Source organism: Dissulfurispira sp. (assembly GCF_036745535.1).
Taxonomy (GTDB): domain Bacteria; phylum Nitrospirota; class Thermodesulfovibrionia; order Thermodesulfovibrionales; family Dissulfurispiraceae; genus Dissulfurispira.
Map to the genome: position 1 here is coordinate 1 of NZ_DAIOFX010000001.1, position 16,487 is coordinate 16,487.

The following is a 16,487-nucleotide window of genomic DNA, read 5'->3' on the forward strand; positions in this document are numbered from 1 at the left end:
CTCCTTTGTTAAAACGCCTTTTTCCGGGTGCGTATTTTAGCATATTTTGTTTATTGCCTTCTCCATATCAGAGAAGAGTTCATCCGTGGATTCGTAGAACACAGCCGCTCCGTTGGAGAAATGCAGGAGGATGTAATTAAGCTCATCGGGGATATATGGATAGACCTTTTTAAGGTTTGCAACACGATTATGAAATACGATGTTCGTGTCATTTCCATTTATTGAATCCAAAATATCGGGTTTATCTGCAAGACCTTGTATAGTAACATCACCTCCGCCCACGAGAAATATAAGGATATTGCCGAGGCCGAACAGATCATAGCCGAATTTATTCTCCCCGTGATAGTAATTGAAATCAAAGTCTATCCATTTATACTCTCCTGTCTTTGTGTCCTTTAGTATGTGATCTCTCCTGATGTCGCCATGTTTTTCACCGTGATTATGAAGGAATCTTACGGCATCTATTATTTCCGTATAAGATTTTAAGAGTGAAGGAAGGTCATCGTGAAAATACTCCTCATGGGGTTTCTTTATTGAAAATACGAGGTCGCTCAATGTCTTGCCTTTAATATAATCGATGATGCGTATGAGGTTTCCAACAGAATCCTCGACAGAGAATCCCTGCATGAAATTGGGATGACCTTTTACCAGATCGAGGATCCTTGCCTCTTTTTTAGGGCTTCTGAAGCACTCAAATGAAATGCCCCCGACCTTTGCAGTAAACCTTTCCCAGAAGACCAGTTTTATGATCTTTGTCTCTCCGGTTATCAGGTCTATTGCCCTCTTGACCCAGAACTTGGGCTGCTCATCGATGCCGAACCTGCCCTCCTTTTCGACATTTCTTATAAGATACGGTCTGCCTTCAAATATTGCTACATCGTCATAATCAACCCTGTAAAAATCCGTGGTGTCGGTAACAATCCTGAACCTTTTCGGCATGCGCTCAGGCTCGAGCCATTTTGACATTAAATCTCTGAGGTCGTCCTGGGTGAAATCGGCCATGATTAAATTCTACATCACTACTACCCCAAAAAGTCTTGCGACTTTTTGGGGACCCCGTTTTTTATAGCATCCGCAACCTTTGCAACCCTTGCCATCTCCTTCACATCATGCACCCTGACAATGTTTGCACCATTGAATATGGAGATAGCCACAGCAGCAGTAGTGCCTTCAAGCCTTTCGGATGGAGGGACATCGCCGAGTATTTTTCCTATAAAAGCCTTTCTCGATACGCCTACTGCAATAGGCTTTCCAAGGAGAGTAAATTCTTTAAGGTTTTTTATGACCTCAAGGTTATGCTCAAATGTCTTTCCAAAACCGATGCCTGGATCAATGATAATCTTATCATCTGAAATGCCGAATTTGTTGGCAAGCCTGATACTTATTCTCAGATAATCCATAATCTCAGGGATCAATGCCTCATAAACAGGGTTCTGCTGCATATCCTTCGGCCTTCCCTTTATGTGCATGATTATTACCGGAACCTTATATTCAGAAACAACCTTTGGCATTTCAGGGTCGAACCTCAGTCCGCTTATGTCATTTACAATTGACGCTCCTGCATCGAGGGCATGTTTTGCAACATCTGACTTGTAAGTGTCGATTGAAATCGGGACTTTTATTTCTCTCGATATAGCCTTTATTACAGGTATGGTGCGCCTGATTTCTTCTTCTACTGAAACAGGCTCCGAGCCGGGCCTTGTGGATTCACCGCCAATATCTATAATATCGGCTCCGTCTTCTATGAGTCTGAGGGCATGTTCGATGGCCTTTTTTTCACTAAAAAAAAGACCTCCATCAGAAAATGAATCGGGGGTAACATTAAGCACCCCCATGATATAGGTCTTCTTATCGAAGTTTAAAGAGAAACCCGACCACTCAATCTTCATGCCCCCACAGCTCTTGTATCTTCAATGAGTTTATCTATATCGTGTCCCTCTATGGTCTCTCTCTCAAGAAGGGCGTGTGCAAGGGCATCGAGGAGGTCGTAGTTGTCCTCTAAAATCTTCTTTGCCCTTTCATAGGCGCCTGTGACTATCCTCTTTATCTCCTCATCTATATCTACAGCGGTCTTTTCGCTGTAGTCCTTGTGTTTTGCTATTTCGCGACCGAGGAATATCTGTTCATCCTTTTTGCCGAATGTAAGCGGACCGAGCTTTTCGCTCATGCCCCACTCCGTGACCATCTTTCTTGCAAGCTCTGTAGCCCTTTCAAGGTCATTTCCTGCGCCTGTAGTCATGTGGTGTAAGGCTATCTCCTCGGCAGCCCTTCCTCCTAAAAGCACATTCAATGTCTTTTCGAGATAGTCCTTCGAATATGTGTATCTGTCGTCTATGGGAAGCTGCTGCGTAACTCCGAGCGCCCTCCCCCTCGGTATGATGCTCACCTTGTGTATAGGATCTGTTCCAGGCGTAAGCTTCGCAACAAGGGCATGGCCTGCCTCGTGATAAGCGGTATTCTTCTTTTCTGCATCGCTCAAAACCATGCTCCGCCTTTCAACACCCATCAATACCTTGTCCTTGGCAGATTCAAAATCTGACATATCTACTTTATCCTTTGTCTTCCTTGCAGCAAGGAGTGCAGCTTCATTCACAAGGTTTGCAAGGTCTGCGCCGGAAAATCCTGGTGTTCCTCTTGCTACCTTTTCGAGATCGACATTCTCATCAAGGGGTATATTCTTAGTATGAACTTTAAGTATCTCGTTCCTTCCCCTCACATCAGGCACTGGCACAACTATCTGTCTGTCAAATCTGCCCGGTCTTAAAAGCGCCGGATCGAGGACATCAGGCCTGTTGGTTGCAGCAATAATAATAATGCCTTCATTCCCTTCAAAACCATCCATCTCAACAAGAAGGGCATTAAGGGTCTGCTCCCTTTCGTCATGTCCGCCTCCGAGTCCTGCGCCTCTGTGTCTTCCGACAGCATCTATTTCATCTATGAATATTATGCAGGGAGCGTTCTTCTTGGCCTGTTCAAAGAGGTCCCTTACTCGTGATGCACCGACACCGACAAACATTTCCACAAAGTCGGAACCAGATATCGAGAAGAATGGCACGCCTGCCTCGCCTGCTATTGCCTTTGCAAGAAGGGTCTTACCGGTGCCGGGAGATCCTACCAGAAGGACACCCTTCGGGATTTTTCCTCCAAGTTTGGAAAACTTCTGCGGGTCTTTAAGGAATTCGATTATTTCCTCAACCTCTGTCTTTGCCTCTTCTATGCCTGCAACATCTGCGAATGTAATCTTCACCGATTTTTCAGATACAAGCTTAGCCTTTGCCTTTCCAAAGGACATTGCCTTATTGCCGCCCATCTGCATCTGCCTCATGAAGACAATCCATACCAGAACGAGGAATATAATAGGACCCCATGAGAAGAAGAAGTTCACATACCATGGGTTCTGGTCAGGCGGCCTGGCAGTTATTTTAATATTCTTATCCCTCAACTCCTTAATAAGGTCGGGATAATTCGCCGTATATGTCCTGAACTTGTTTCCGTCCTTGAACCTGCCGGTAATGTAGTTCTCCTTGATTGTGACCTCATCCACATCCCCGGATTCCACTTTCGAGATGAATTCGGAGAATATTATCTCCTTTTCGCTCTTGGGCGGGACATCGAAGAGATTAAAGAGGAGGATCATTGCCATCCCTATGAGCAACCAAACAAACAGACTCTTATACATATTTTGGCCTTTCCCTTGCATATTTCTAATATTTTAACATATTTGACTTTACTATCTCTCTCTGGATTTCAACCAGCTCCCCAACGCCCTTTTCTGCCAGCGAAAGAAGTACATTGAGCGTATCCTTTGAAAATGGCTCTGATTCTGCAGTGCCCTGGATTTCAACTATTTTGGCGTCTCCTGTCATGACCACATTCATATCGACCTCTGCCGTGGAATCCTCGGCATAACATAGGTCGAGGCGCGGCTCACTGTTGATAATGCCCACGCTGACAGCAGCAAGATAGTCTTTTACAGGGTTCCTTTCTATTATGCCGTTTTTCAGGGCACGATACAATGCATCATTAAGCGCGATAAAGGCTCCTGTTATGGAGGCAGTCCTCGTACCTCCATCAGCCTGTATCACATCGCAGTCGATCCATACTGTCCTTTCGCCAAGAAGTTCGAGGTCAACCACCGCCCTTAGCGACCTTCCGATTAATCTCTGGATCTCCTGCGTCCTTCCTCCTATGCGTCCAGAGGTGGATTCCCTCATGCTCCTTGTATGCGTAGCCCTCGGGATCATACCGTATTCTGCAGTCACCCATCCCTTTTTCTGGTCTCTTAGGAAGGGAGGCACCTTATCCTCTATGGATGCCGTGCATATGATCCTCGTGTTCCCCATTTCTATCAGTACAGAGCCTTCAGCAGAGGGTATGAAATTCCTTTTAACCTCCACCCTTCTCAGTTCATCGTTCTTTCTTCCGTCAGGCCTCATCTTACCTCCAGCGTTATTTTTTCTATATCCTCAATCCTGCTCTGTAAAAATCTCTCGCCGACATTCACAAACTTTTCGGTAGAATCGGTCACATAAAATTTTATCCTTCCTTGACCACTAACTCCTGACTCTCGACTCTTTAGCACATCCCTTACAACCTTCGCTGTCTCGATGGCTGAATCCACAAGACAGACATTATTCATCACATCCTGAATCACACCCTTCAAAAGCGGATAATGGGTGCATCCAAGTACAAGGGTATCCACTCCCTTATCAATCATATCCTTCAGGTATTTCTCCACAACAAGTCTGGCTATAATACCGTCTGTCCAGTCCTCTTCCACCAGCGGGACGAAGAGCGGACATGGCAATCCAAAGACCTCTATATCCTTATCAAGTGCTTTAATAGCCTTCGGGTAGGCACTGCTCTTGATGGTCGCCTCTGTACCTATTATACCTATCCTTCTATTTTTTGTGGAATTCACAGCAGCCCTCGCACCCGGCTCTATAACACCTATTACGGGTATAGAAACCTTTTTCTGTATTTCTTTCAGGCTTATGGCAGATACAGTATTACAGGCGACAATTAGAAGCTTTATGTCCTGCCTTAAGAGAAATTCCGTGCATTCAAAGGAGTATCGGGTCACGGTCTCAGGCGATCTGATGCCATAAGGAACCCTCGCAGTGTCGCCAAGGTAAATAATATTTTCAGAAGGCAATATCCTGCTGACCTCTTTTAAAACAGTAAGGCCGCCTACACCTGAATCGAAAATGCCTATTGGTCTATCGCTCATATATTCGCAAAAGCTTTGTTTCTCAATTCATTATCCCTTTCAGTCCATAAAGAATTGAGAAATGACCTCCTATGCTCTCTATCTCCTTTCCCTCTATTAATAACCTCACATCCTCTGTCCCGGCGACGTTTGTAATAACAGTATCAAACAGCGACTTCAGAAGATAGTACTCCTGTCTCGCATCCCCGTAAAAATTCCTTCTGAATTCGTCCGAAAGATCGATGTAAAGCACATTATTTCTATCACGGTATACACCGAGGAGTCTTGCATCCTTAAGACCTTCTCTTAACACTTTCAGATATTCTTCGATGACCACATCGGCCATTGCCACAGGCAGCGGCTTGCTCGGGATCGTTCTGTCTTCAGGGGTCACGCCATCTTCGGATGGATAAAATATCTTTACTGCAATCGTGTCCTCCCCGCTTATTCCAAAGGCAGCCTGATTTTGATGATCCTGAGGGATGCCGTCCTTCAGTTCGATCAATGGACTATCGCTTTTCTCTGCCGGGGCATAGTAATACCTTGTAAACAGCCATCCGGATGATGCTGCGATTAAAAGGAGCAGCAGGGCTATAAGTAAGTTCCTCTTATTTTCCACCTGCTGATACCTCTCCCTTTCCGTTTTTAATGGGTGATCCCTGAGCAGAAGAAGACGCAATCCCCTTTAATACTATATTTATCAGACGCTCCTTGTTTTTTTTATCATAATGAAATTTCTCGGGGTTTGGCAGTTCGATTAATAAAGCAGGTGCATTGACATATGCTATGACCGACAAGGGCAGTCTCTCACGTCTGACATTTACACCCAATTCATTTTTAATATTACTTGCTATGGCATTCGCAATATTTTTATCGCTATCCTGCTCTGATGCCTTTTCTGTCTGGGATTGGCTCTGGATTGTCATCATCTTTGGCATCTTTGGCGCAGTATATATGCCGAACTCATTTTTGGATGATACATGTATGCTGATAAATATTTCTGGAGACTTCTGATTTGCGGCCTTGACCCTGTCCTTTATGGAGAGCACCTGATCGCCTTTTCTGGTAAGAAAGACCTTTTTACCCTTTTTTTCGAGCATGTGCGAAAAATCCCTTGCGAATGACATGACAAAGTCCTTCTCCACAAAATTCCTGCCGCGAATCCCGCTGTCGTACCCACCATGACCGGGATCTATAATAAATGTCTCCATCGGGATGGAACTGCCTTCGATGGGCGTATCCATAATGGCCCTTTCTTCTTTTATCGGCTTGCTAATATAGGCATCTATGACAAGCCTTGTCGGTGTTGAAAGCTTTAAAACATTTATATCATCGAGGTTTTCTACAGCAATCGAACAACTGCTTCCTTTTACGCCAATCCTGACCCCCGATGCTATTTCGAGGGGAGCTTCGCTTTTCAGGATGCCTTTCGCAGGTGTTTTAAAAGTAAAAGGAGACTGAAAATCCACCTTGATAATATTATTACCAGTGAGTATCACCGAGGCCTTTTGCACATACTCATCCGGTATGCCGGAAAAAACAATCCTCACAAAACTGGGATGCTTACCGATTTTTATAGTCGCTGCGTGCTCTTTACCGGTCTGCGCAGCAACGGGAGGAATATCAAAAACCCCGGACAATCCTATATCCTGGCCGATAATCTGGCAAGCAGTTAAAAGCAAAAAACCAATAAAAAATAACCTTCTATGCATAATTTAAAAGGATACAAGATACGCTAAATAAGATGCAAGTTAAACTAATTAGCTCATCGCTCATAGCTGATAGCTCATAGTTTCCGAGATTCGGTGATAAGGATAGGTCTCTGGGGTGAATAGCTATGTTTTGGTAACAGTTCTTTGCGACTGAAGTGTCAGGCAATGGTATAATCTCTCCGCTTCATTCTCGACAGGCATCCAGCCTGTCTCCGAAGCAAAGACAGCCAGCTTAGGCATCCATGCCACGCTTGGGCTGTCCAAGTCGCTCCAAGGTCATACCATTGCCTGACAGACGCAAGTGTCTGAGCAAAGCGAGTTTTGCGGCTGTAGCGAAAGGAGCATTAGAACTGTCAAAACATAGCTCCTGAACGAAAGAGACTTATCCTTATCGCCAGATTTATGTTGAAAATAATCTGCTATATGTTTCAAAATGTAACTGCGATTAGATCGCAACAAATGGAGGATTGCGTTGCACGAACATAAACCGAAAACAAAAAGACAGACCGGCAATTTAGAAAAAATCGCACTTATCGGTAATCCCAATGTGGGTAAAAGCGTGATATTCGGTCTTCTCACTGGTAAATATGTAACAGTATCGAACTATCCCGGTACCACTGTTGAAATAACACAGGGCAATATATCCCTTGACGGTAAAAGATTGCTTCTCGTTGATACACCCGGCGTCAACAGCCTTATACCCATGAGCGAAGATGAAAAGGTAACAAGGGATATCCTCCTCACAGAAGCGCCTTTAACAGTTGTACAGGTAGGAGATGCAAAAAACCTGAAAAGAACGATCCTGATCACACTTCAACTCTCGGAGATGGGCCTTCCGATGGTTCTTGACCTCAATATGATCGATGAGGCAATGGACAGGGGAATATCCATAGATGTAGAAAGCCTTAAAAACACACTCGGCATTAATGTAACAAGCACCATAGCGCCTCAGCGAAAGGGAATAAAGGAATTAAAAGAGGCTATGGTATCTCCCGTGCGGCCCACGATACAGATAAAGTACAATCCTGTAATCGAGGATTATATCGAGAAGATATCAAGGCTCTTGCCTTCATCAAATATTTCACGACGTTCGCTCTCCATAATGATACTGTCGGAAGATGAAAGCCTCAGGGACTGGCTGAAAGCCAATGTAAAGGAAGAGGCACTCTCAGAAATAGAAAGACTAAGGGACGAGTGCAAGCTGAAGTTCAGAGACTCCGTTGGATATTTGATAAATAAGACAAGGATCGAGGCAGCAGAAGAAATAGCCGGCAGGGTCATAAAAAAGGTCAGTCCTGAAGGGGGAAAATTCCTGAATTTTATAGGCAGTATAAGCATGCACCCTGTCTATGGCATCCCGGTTTTACTGGCAGTGTTATACGGCTTTTATGAATTTGTCGGCGTATTCGGCGCAGGTACACTGGTAGACTTTGTGGAGGAGACCATATTTAACGGTTACCTCAATCCAGCAGTAACAAAAGCCGTCAAGCTCCTTATCCCGATAGAACTGCTGCAGGAATTGCTCGTAGGAGAGTACGGACTTGTAACAGTGGCCCTGACATATGCCATTGCCATTATACTCCCCATAACCGTGACTTTTTTCATAGCCTTTGCAATCCTTGAAGACAGCGGATACCTGCCGAGACTCGCCACTATGAGCAACAGGATATTCAATATAATAGGACTCAATGGCAAGGCAGTGCTTCCCATGGTTTTGGGTCTTGGATGCGGGACAATGGCAGTAATGACATCGAGAATTCTGGAGACAAGAAGGGACAGGATAATCACCACATTCCTTTTGGCCCTCGCCATACCATGCTCTGCACAATTGGGGGTCATACTGGGAATGCTCGGCGCCCTCTCCTTAAAGGCTGCAATCATATGGGTATCGAGCGTTCTCGTAGTTCTCTTCATTTCTGGCTTCCTTGCATCAAAAATCGTCAGCGGCGAACGCACGGAATTCTTCCTCGAAATACCGCCCATCAGGATGCCCAATATAACAAACATCGTGGTAAAAACAATAGGGAGGGTTGAATGGTACCTGAAAGAGGCTGTGCCGCTCTTCATCCTCGGCACATTCATCCTTTTCCTTTTGCATAAATTCAATCTCCTTATTTACCTCGAAAGGCTCACATCGCCTGTTGTTGTCAATCTCCTCGGCCTTCCTGCAAAAACATCGGAGGCGTTCATCCTCGGATTTCTGAGAAGGGACTATGGTGCGGCAGGACTGTTCGTAATCTCTCAAGAGGGCCTCCTAACGCCGATTCAGTCAATCGTAAGCCTCGTTACAATAACCCTGTTTGTCCCGTGCCTTGCCAATTTCTTCATGATCATAAAGGAACGGGGGCTAAAAACAGCCCTGTGGATTATAGCCATAGTATTTCCTGCTGCATTTCTATTCGGGGGAGTGCTAAACTGGATATTACGATATTTCAATATAAGCATATGAGTATATGGGTATATGAGTGAATGGGTTAAAGACCCCAAATACTCATTTACCCATTAACTCATTTACTCCGGAGGAATTATGGAAAAGCAAAAATTTAGGGAGTTCCTGACCACGAAAGGCCTCAAATCAACAAAAGAACGGGACGAGATACTGAACGAAATACTTATCATGAAAAAGCACTTCGATCCAGAAGAGTTGTTTATCAGGCTTAAGGCAAAGGGGTCAAAGGTATCGAGGGCATCTGTTTACAGGACAATACCCCTTCTCATAGAGATCGGACTCATAGAAGAAGTTGAAAGGATCGACAGGCATGCACATTATGAGAAGGTCTCAAAAGACAGGCACCACGACCACATGATATGCACGAAGTGCGGAAAGGTAATAGAATTCTATTCTCCTACCCTCGAGATGCTTCAGGATGAGATATGCCAGAAGGAGAAATTTCAGGGGATACGGCACAGTCTCGAAATTTTGGGATATTGTGAAAAATGCAGAGGCTAATCTATAATTCAACATGTCATCGATATTACTTATAACCCTGATTGCTTTTGTAGTGCATATTCCGTTCGGTTATCTGAGAAGCCGTTCAAAAAAGTATTCCCTGAAATGGTTTATGTATATCCATATACCGATACCATTTATAATCCTTATAAGGATCATCACAAACACCGACTATAAATTCATACCTCTTTTTTTCATATTGGCTGCCGTCATCGGACAGTTCTTAGGCGGCAAACTGGAGTTTAATTAATGCTTGCGAGCTATTTAATAAAACCCGGGACAATTGAATTAAGGGAAACACCTGTCCCTAAACCATCCAGGGGTGAGGTGCTCGTGAAGGTAAAATCAGCCCTCACCTGCGGCACAGACCTGAAGGCATTCCTCAGGGGACATCCCATGATACCGATGCCCGGAGTATTCGGACACGAGTTTTCTGGCGTCATAGCAGAAGTCGGCAAAGGGGTCAAAGACTTTAAAGCCGGAGATGAAATAATGGCGGTTCACAGCGCGCCATGCCTTAAATGCAAATACTGCAAAAAAAAGCTCCACAACCTCTGCGAAAATATAATGGACACAAAGGTCTTAGGCGCCTTTGCAGAATACATTCTATTGCCCTCGCATATAGTCAAACAAAATCTCTTTCATAAGCCTGCAAATCTGAGCTTTGAAGAGGCGGCACTCCTCGAGCCGCTTTCATGCGTGGTTCATGGCATGCATAGATTAAACATCAAAAAAGGTGATAGGGTATTGATAATCGGCACAGGGCCTATTGGGCTTCTGCACCTTTCTCTGGCAAAACTAAAGGGAGCTGAGGTCATTATTACAGGGCTGGAGCACGAAAGGCTCGAACTTGCCAAAAGCCTCGGAGCGGACGTAACTGTATTGCCGTCAGGACTTCTAAGTGCTATAGATTACGTCACCGATGGCCTTGGTATGGACTTTGTCTTTGAGTGTACAGGGCAGATAGACGTCTGGGAAACCTCTGTAAATTATGTGAGAAGGGGAGGAACAGTCATTCTCTTTGGAGGAGTGAAAAAGGGGACAATAGTGACATACGATACATATAGACTTCATTACGATGAATTAACATTAAAGGGGGTATTCCATTTTACTCCCCATGATGTAAAAATTGCCTACAATCTATTAAAAGATACACTTAACCTTTCTCCTCTGATAAGCGGCAGTTATCCATTGAAAGACCTTAATCTCGCACTTAATAGGCTCTCAAAAGGCGAAGGGATAAAGTATGCGGTTATGCCTTAAATACTTTTTAATTTTTTGCCTCTATCAGCTTCCCAGTAACAAATTTATGAATTATACTGGAAACATACGTCTGATAAGGTAATCCCTCGCTTACTACCCTTTTCTGCAGTTCAGTCAGGTCTCTTTCAGAAATTCTGGTGTTTAGTCTTTCAGTCGGAAAATAGGGACAGCGACCATTTATTTTGTTTTGCGAGGTCTTCCTTTCGGCAAGGCAGTCAGTTTTCTTTCGAGTAGTTTTTCCATCTTCATTACAAACCTGTCGTCACCACATGGGCGACCTGTCTTTGTGCTTTGCCGAATAGCCTCGACTAATACTGTATCCTCTTCCTCCCTGAGATATGCTGACCAATCTTTTATTCTTTCAACCATATAACAGTCATCTGCTAAAACCTTATCCTTCTTTCCTCTTACATGGGCGCAGGCACTCGACCAACGGTAATCTTCGGCCTTCTTAACAATACGAGCCCTCACAGAATTATTTTCTACATATCGCATAGCAGCGTAGAGATGTTTTTCATCAAGCGCACATGAAAAGAAGCGTCCCTGCCATAGGTGCCCTCTGTTTTCTTGCCTTGAGTTGATGTACTGTGAATATCTCATATGAAGGGTATTAAATGTCTTTGCAAGGGAATCGTCTTCCATAGGAACAGCTATAAAATGCACATGATTGCTCATTAGGCAGTAGCCCCATATCTTCAAAGCATATTTTTTACTATATATCTGCAGCCATTCCAAATACTGGAAGTAATCGTCATCTTTTTCAAAGACTCTCTGACGATAGTTGCCCCGCTGAGTAATATGATGGGGAATCCGACTGCAACTGCCCTGGCTATTCTCGGCATGTGCTAATAGTAAAGCATCCACTCTATTTATGTCAATAAAATGGTCGCTGTCCCTATTTATTTATTTATTAATTTATTAATGTCACGTATTTTATGATATTATGGACTAAAAGCGAATATGCGGAAAATGTGGGAAAATTGTCAGGCTCTAAAAATAATCTGCTTCCTGAATTTCAAAAATTCCTTTTGGAAAGAAAACTTGCTCCTGAAAAGAATATCCCGTTTTTAGCGTATTGGGTAAGCAGGTTTTTAGGATTCTGCCGTAGGCTTGAGCGCGTAGCAACGGAATATAATGAGATAACTGTTCAGGAATTTATTGAAGAATTGCGGTCCGACAAACGGATTCTCGACTGGCAGCCCCGACAGGCGGAAGACGCAATAATTCTTTATTATTTCAATTATCTCGGCAAAACCGGAGGGCAGGCGGAGGGTATTGCAGGGATTACGGATGTAGGTAACGCTTTGAGAGAGACAAAGCGATTGATATACACGCATGTCCTTCGCAATATGTCCAACGCTCCGCAAAGCCCGCTGGATGCACTTTATGGAGTAAGCAAATGAAAGTCGCTAAGCTCTACAGTTTCAATGACATTCGAATAGAGGATATTCCTGTTCCTCAAATAGGCCCACGTGATGCCCTCATAAAGACAAAGGCCTGCGGCATATGCTCTGGCGATGCGATGCCGTGGTATATAGAAAAAAAAGCACCTATTGTCTTAGGCCATGAGCCCGTTGGTGAAATAGTTGAACTCGGTTCATCTCTCCACCACTCCAATACTCCATTCTCTGTTGGCGATAGGGTATTTGTACATCATCATGCGCCGTGCCTAAACTGCAAATACTGCAAGCGCGGCGATTATGTGCAATGCGAGACATGGCGCAATACAAAGATAATTCCGGGAGGCATATCTGAGTACATAGTCATTCCAGAAACAAACCTGAAAAACGATACCCTGAAACTACCCGAAAATATGAGTTATGAAGACGGCACACTGATTGAGCCGACTGCCTGCGTTGTTAAATCTTTAAAGAGGGCATCCATAAAAAAAGGCGACACCATACTCATCATCGGTCTTGGGATCATGGGGCAGATGCATGCGCTGCTTGCAAGAGAGTTCGGAGCGGGAAAAATAATCGGCGCCGATATGATACCGTTTAGACTTAAAAAGGCACTTGAGTTCGGAGCAGATCATGTTATAGATGTCTCAAAAGAAAATCTGACTAACAAATTAAACGATTTAACAAACGGTTTTATGGCTGATATTGTCATTGTCGGCCCTAACAGCGCAAGCGCAATGCAACAGGGGATTGAGGCAGTTGCCTCCGGCGGGACTGTTATGTTCTTCACACCCGCAAAACCAGATGAGATGCTTACTATAGACCCGAACTATATTTACTTCAGGGATATTAATATTGTCACCAGTTATTCATGCGGGCCTGATGACACAAAAGAGGCATTAAACTTTATAAATAAAGGTCTTGTTACTGCTGACAAACTCGTTACTCACAGGTTTGGCATAGACGAGACAGAAAAGGCATACAGACTCACCGTAGAAGCAAAAGATTCCCTGAAATGCCTTATAGTCTTTGGTTAATGAGTGAATGGGTTGGAAGACCTCATTTACTCATATGCCCATTTACTTTAAAAACCTCGACACCTCTTGTATCAGCTTGGTGACGTCAAATTTTACGAGGTAGCCGTCGGCACCAACACTCTTTGCCTTTTCCCTGTTTTCCCCACCGCTCAATGATGTATTCACTATTATGGGCACTGATTGAAGCTTATTATTGGCCTTAACATTCTTTGTGAATGTGAGGCCGTCCATTTCAGGCATCTCCACATCAGAGATAATAAGCTGGACAAAATTGGTAATAGGCTGGTCGCCAATCCTTTGAATGAAGTCATTCAATATATCAAGGGCCTGTTTGCCATCCACTGCCTCTATTACATGGAGTCCCACGTTTTCGAGGGTATCCTTGAGTATCTTCCTCGCAACTGCCGAGTCATCGGCTATAAGCACTGTGCCTTTGAGTTTTTTCTTCCCAACCCTTTCTATCTCCTCAAGGGCTATCTCGTGTTTCGGAATAAGTCCGCCCATCTCCGAAATGATACTTTCGAGATCGAGAATCAAAAGGAGTGCTTCGCCTTCGTCATCTATCTTTGTTACTCCTGTTACCCTGCCGCTGTGCTTTGCCTGTAGTAATGGCGGAGGAGGCTTTATCTGGTCCCATTTAATCCTCCTTATCCTCTCCACCTCATGGACAATCATGCCAACGGTCGTTCCGAGCATTTCGAGGACTATGACCTTCGGCCTTATATCCATATTGGAAGGCGGGACTATCTTCATCCATTTGCCCAGATTTACTATGGGAATGACCTCGCCTCTTACCTCTGCAAGCGCCTCTGCATAGGCAGGCATATCCGGCACCTTTGTAAGTGTAGGCATTGGAATAATCTCCCTGACCTTTGCAACATTTACACCGTAATCGAGGATCTCGGGACTGCCGTCAGGATGTGTACTGTACATCCTGAAGACAACGAGTTCCATCTCATTTGTTCCGACCTTTAAAACCTCCGGTAAAGCACCAACGCTCTGAGCCATATACCCTCCGTTATGGAAAATTCTGATTATTTTATTGTCGAGACTTTTTTAATTTCCTTAATGATGCAGTATCCCGTATTTTTACATTATAGCCTCGGGATAACACTTTTGCAAGCAAAATCCCGAATTGTATATAATCAATAATAATGAAAAGGGCCAATCCATCAAATACAAAAAAAAATTCTGAACATGCACCATCCTGCGACTGGAGGTCTCCGCGAAATAAAGGGGCAAGGGATGACAGCAATAGAATATACAGGTATAAAGGCAATTTCAGGTGGAGCGGTGTCAAAACAGAAAAATACAAACAAAAGGACGGCGGCTGGTCAGCTATTTCAAGAAATGTGTTAATCGGAAATCAAGGAGAGACCTGCAAATTCCACCTCAGATATTTTGAGATAGAGCCCGATGGATACAGCAGCCTCGAAAGACACAGGCATGAACATGTGGTAGTGTGCATAAGGGGTAAGGGAAAAATTCGGATAGGGGAAAAGACATATTCCTTAAATTATCTCGATACTGCTTATGTAGCGCCCGATACCGTGCATCAACTCGCAAACCCTTATGACGAGCCATTCGGATTCTTCTGCATCGTAAATGCAAAAAGGGACAGGCCCAAGCCTGTGAAGAAAATATCCGGCAGTTAGTCCTCACATTTTGTTCACTTCCATGCTAAAAACTGATAAGATTTAACACTATGTCTTATTTAGAAACCAAAATACTGGTCGCTGACGACTACCTTCCTATAAGAACAATTATTGTCAATCTTCTCTATCAAATAGGCTTTAAAAATATAGACGATGTTGCCAACGGGTTGCAGGCATTAAACAAAATCAAAAACGGCGGTTGCGGTCTCGTAATAAAGGCATAAAGGATAAAAATTCGGCAGCAGCAAAGCCTCTTTCGAGCCTTTTTGGACCGATGAAGGCAAACGACGGTTTTATATCCGTGGCCGACCTGATGAGAATTACAAACGAGACCATAAAAGAAGCCGAGAAACAGATCATACAGGCTACAAAATATCATCGGCGACTGCTGCATTAAGCCGCTCTATTATAATGGAGACAACAAAGAATTCAGGATCGCCGGACAAGGCGTCTATCGGAAGATTGAATGAATCTTCAACAGAGATCTGTGCCATGCTGGAAGAATTCTCCGAAAAAACCTCACAAATAAACAATAATCTGTCGATGATTCAGGAACTGGCAACTCATGCGAATCTTCATACAATGAACAAATCAATAGAGGCATCTACGGATATGGAAATCTCAGGAAGCCTTTCTTCTGCAATGGATGAATCAAAAATCATAGCGGACCTGATAAAAGAGGTATCCGATATCCTTGCAAAGATAAATTCGGAATCGGCCGGCACAAATAACACCATTATAGAGGCATCGGAAAAAATTACCCACGCAATGGCCGAAGCTGCCGGTTCAGGAGATTTTTCTCAGGATATATCAGAGCCTCTGCAGAATATTCTGGGCAGCCTTCGATGGGCTGCCGATGCTCTGAAGGAGCAGACAGTTATTTCCTCTAATTCCACAGATATGATAAACAGGACAATAGCCGCTGCAGATACCGTGACGGAGGCATCCCTGTCTGCAATATCCGATGGCAAGACAGCGGTGGAGACAGGCAGAAAGACCGCAATTATGATCGACCTGTTGAAGACGAACCACACTCTGTGCATCCACAAATTAGGCGAACACCTGAAAGGACATGCAGATTTTCATCCTTCGCATCTGCCTGGCCGCGAGTCATGCATGCTCGGCAAGTGGCTCGATAACGAGGGAAAAAGCTCGCAGGAGATTCTAATATTTACAAGCAAATATGCACCCTTCGCAAGGATATTCACGAGCTAACAAGCAAGACCCTCGAAACATTCGGGGCTGACAGAGAGGCTGCATT

At 44.1% G+C, this 16,487-nt stretch carries 19 protein-coding genes; 9 read left to right on the top strand and 10 right to left on the bottom strand.

Going from position 1 to position 16,487, the window contains the following annotated elements:
* Nucleotides 1-36: 36 nt before the first annotated feature.
* Genes V7L97_RS00005 through V7L97_RS00035 form a run of 7 tightly spaced genes read right to left on the bottom strand, consistent with a single transcriptional unit; the run spans nucleotide 37 to nucleotide 6,849 of the window.
* Nucleotides 37-1,002 carry a hypothetical protein gene (locus tag V7L97_RS00005; protein ID WP_333651983.1) on the bottom strand — a complete coding sequence of 322 codons (966 nt, stop codon included), beginning with the start codon at nucleotides 1,000-1,002 and terminating at the stop codon, nucleotides 37-39.
* 20 nt (nucleotides 1,003-1,022) lie between these two features.
* Nucleotides 1,023-1,889, bottom strand: a complete 867-nt coding sequence (gene folP, locus V7L97_RS00010; RefSeq protein WP_333651985.1) for a dihydropteroate synthase — start codon at nucleotides 1,887-1,889, stop codon at nucleotides 1,023-1,025.
* The gene (gene ftsH, locus V7L97_RS00015) at nucleotides 1,886-3,700 is read right to left on the bottom strand and encodes an ATP-dependent zinc metalloprotease FtsH (protein ID WP_333651987.1); all 1,815 of its coding nucleotides are present in this window, start codon (nucleotides 3,698-3,700) and stop codon (nucleotides 1,886-1,888) included. The genes folP and ftsH overlap by 4 nt, the downstream gene beginning before the upstream one ends.
* 4 nt (nucleotides 3,701-3,704) lie before the next feature.
* Entirely contained in the window at nucleotides 3,705-4,436 is a 732-nt protein-coding gene (rph, locus tag V7L97_RS00020) for a ribonuclease PH (protein ID WP_333651989.1), read from the bottom strand.
* The gene (gene murI / locus V7L97_RS00025) at nucleotides 4,433-5,230 is read right to left on the bottom strand and encodes a glutamate racemase (RefSeq protein WP_333651991.1); all 798 of its coding nucleotides are present in this window, start codon (nucleotides 5,228-5,230) and stop codon (nucleotides 4,433-4,435) included. The genes rph and murI overlap by 4 nt, the downstream gene beginning before the upstream one ends.
* 22 nt (nucleotides 5,231-5,252) lie before the next feature.
* Entirely contained in the window at nucleotides 5,253-5,828 is a 576-nt protein-coding gene (locus tag V7L97_RS00030) for a GerMN domain-containing protein (protein ID WP_333651993.1), read from the bottom strand.
* Nucleotides 5,818-6,849, bottom strand: coding sequence for an N-acetylmuramoyl-L-alanine amidase (locus V7L97_RS00035; RefSeq protein ID WP_333651995.1), 1,032 nt, complete (start codon nucleotides 6,847-6,849; stop codon nucleotides 5,818-5,820). The genes V7L97_RS00030 and V7L97_RS00035 overlap by 11 nt, the downstream gene beginning before the upstream one ends.
* A gap of 544 nt (nucleotides 6,850-7,393) precedes the next feature.
* On the opposite strand from V7L97_RS00035, the gene feoB reads away from it, so the two are divergent.
* The 4 genes from feoB to V7L97_RS00055 all read left to right on the top strand — a co-directional run bounded on the left by feoB (nucleotide 7,394) and on the right by V7L97_RS00055 (nucleotide 11,134).
* Nucleotides 7,394-9,370, top strand: coding sequence for a ferrous iron transport protein B (gene feoB / locus V7L97_RS00040; RefSeq protein ID WP_333651997.1), 1,977 nt, complete (start codon nucleotides 7,394-7,396; stop codon nucleotides 9,368-9,370).
* Nucleotides 9,371-9,448: 78 nt separating this feature from the next.
* On the top strand, nucleotides 9,449-9,871 hold the full coding sequence (locus V7L97_RS00045) for a Fur family transcriptional regulator (RefSeq protein ID WP_333651998.1): 423 nt from the start codon (nucleotides 9,449-9,451) through the stop codon (nucleotides 9,869-9,871).
* Nucleotides 9,872-9,884: 13 nt separating this feature from the next.
* Nucleotides 9,885-10,121: a hypothetical protein gene (locus tag V7L97_RS00050; RefSeq protein WP_333652000.1), complete on the top strand. Its 237-nt coding sequence runs from the start codon at nucleotides 9,885-9,887 to the stop codon at nucleotides 10,119-10,121.
* Entirely contained in the window at nucleotides 10,121-11,134 is a 1,014-nt protein-coding gene (locus tag V7L97_RS00055; RefSeq protein ID WP_333652002.1) for a zinc-dependent alcohol dehydrogenase, read from the top strand. Before V7L97_RS00050 ends, V7L97_RS00055 begins: the two co-directional genes overlap by 1 nt.
* A gap of 177 nt (nucleotides 11,135-11,311) precedes the next feature.
* Here V7L97_RS00055 and V7L97_RS00060 read toward each other — a convergent pair whose 3' ends face one another.
* Nucleotides 11,312-11,998, bottom strand: coding sequence for a transposase (locus V7L97_RS00060; protein WP_333652004.1), 687 nt, complete (start codon nucleotides 11,996-11,998; stop codon nucleotides 11,312-11,314).
* A gap of 107 nt (nucleotides 11,999-12,105) precedes the next feature.
* Between V7L97_RS00060 and V7L97_RS00065 the strand changes: the two genes are divergently transcribed.
* Nucleotides 12,106-12,537 (top strand): hypothetical protein, encoded by a 432-nt coding sequence (locus tag V7L97_RS00065; protein WP_333652006.1) that lies wholly within the window; start codon nucleotides 12,106-12,108, stop codon nucleotides 12,535-12,537.
* Nucleotides 12,534-13,571, top strand: a complete 1,038-nt coding sequence (locus V7L97_RS00070; protein WP_333652008.1) for a zinc-dependent dehydrogenase — start codon at nucleotides 12,534-12,536, stop codon at nucleotides 13,569-13,571. The genes V7L97_RS00065 and V7L97_RS00070 overlap by 4 nt, the downstream gene beginning before the upstream one ends.
* A gap of 42 nt (nucleotides 13,572-13,613) precedes the next feature.
* Here V7L97_RS00070 and V7L97_RS00075 read toward each other — a convergent pair whose 3' ends face one another.
* On the bottom strand, nucleotides 13,614-14,579 hold the full coding sequence (locus V7L97_RS00075; RefSeq protein WP_333652010.1) for a chemotaxis protein: 966 nt from the start codon (nucleotides 14,577-14,579) through the stop codon (nucleotides 13,614-13,616).
* A 146-nt stretch (nucleotides 14,580-14,725) separates the two neighbouring features.
* On the opposite strand from V7L97_RS00075, the gene V7L97_RS00080 reads away from it, so the two are divergent.
* On the top strand, nucleotides 14,726-15,226 hold the full coding sequence (locus tag V7L97_RS00080) for a cupin domain-containing protein (RefSeq protein WP_333652012.1): 501 nt from the start codon (nucleotides 14,726-14,728) through the stop codon (nucleotides 15,224-15,226).
* Nucleotides 15,227-15,276: 50 nt separating this feature from the next.
* A complete protein-coding gene (locus V7L97_RS00085; protein ID WP_333652014.1) occupies nucleotides 15,277-15,450 on the top strand; it encodes a hypothetical protein in 174 nt (57 codons plus the stop codon).
* 141 nt (nucleotides 15,451-15,591) lie between these two features.
* Here the strand turns inward: V7L97_RS00085 and V7L97_RS00090 are convergent, their stop codons facing one another.
* Nucleotides 15,592-15,720 (bottom strand): hypothetical protein, encoded by a 129-nt coding sequence (locus V7L97_RS00090; RefSeq protein ID WP_333652016.1) that lies wholly within the window; start codon nucleotides 15,718-15,720, stop codon nucleotides 15,592-15,594.
* On the opposite strand from V7L97_RS00090, the gene V7L97_RS00095 reads away from it, so the two are divergent.
* Nucleotides 15,719-16,441 (top strand): hypothetical protein, encoded by a 723-nt coding sequence (locus tag V7L97_RS00095; RefSeq protein WP_333652019.1) that lies wholly within the window; start codon nucleotides 15,719-15,721, stop codon nucleotides 16,439-16,441. The two genes, V7L97_RS00090 and V7L97_RS00095, sit on opposite strands and share 2 nt — an antisense overlap.
* The last annotated feature ends 46 nt before the right edge of the window (nucleotides 16,442-16,487 follow it).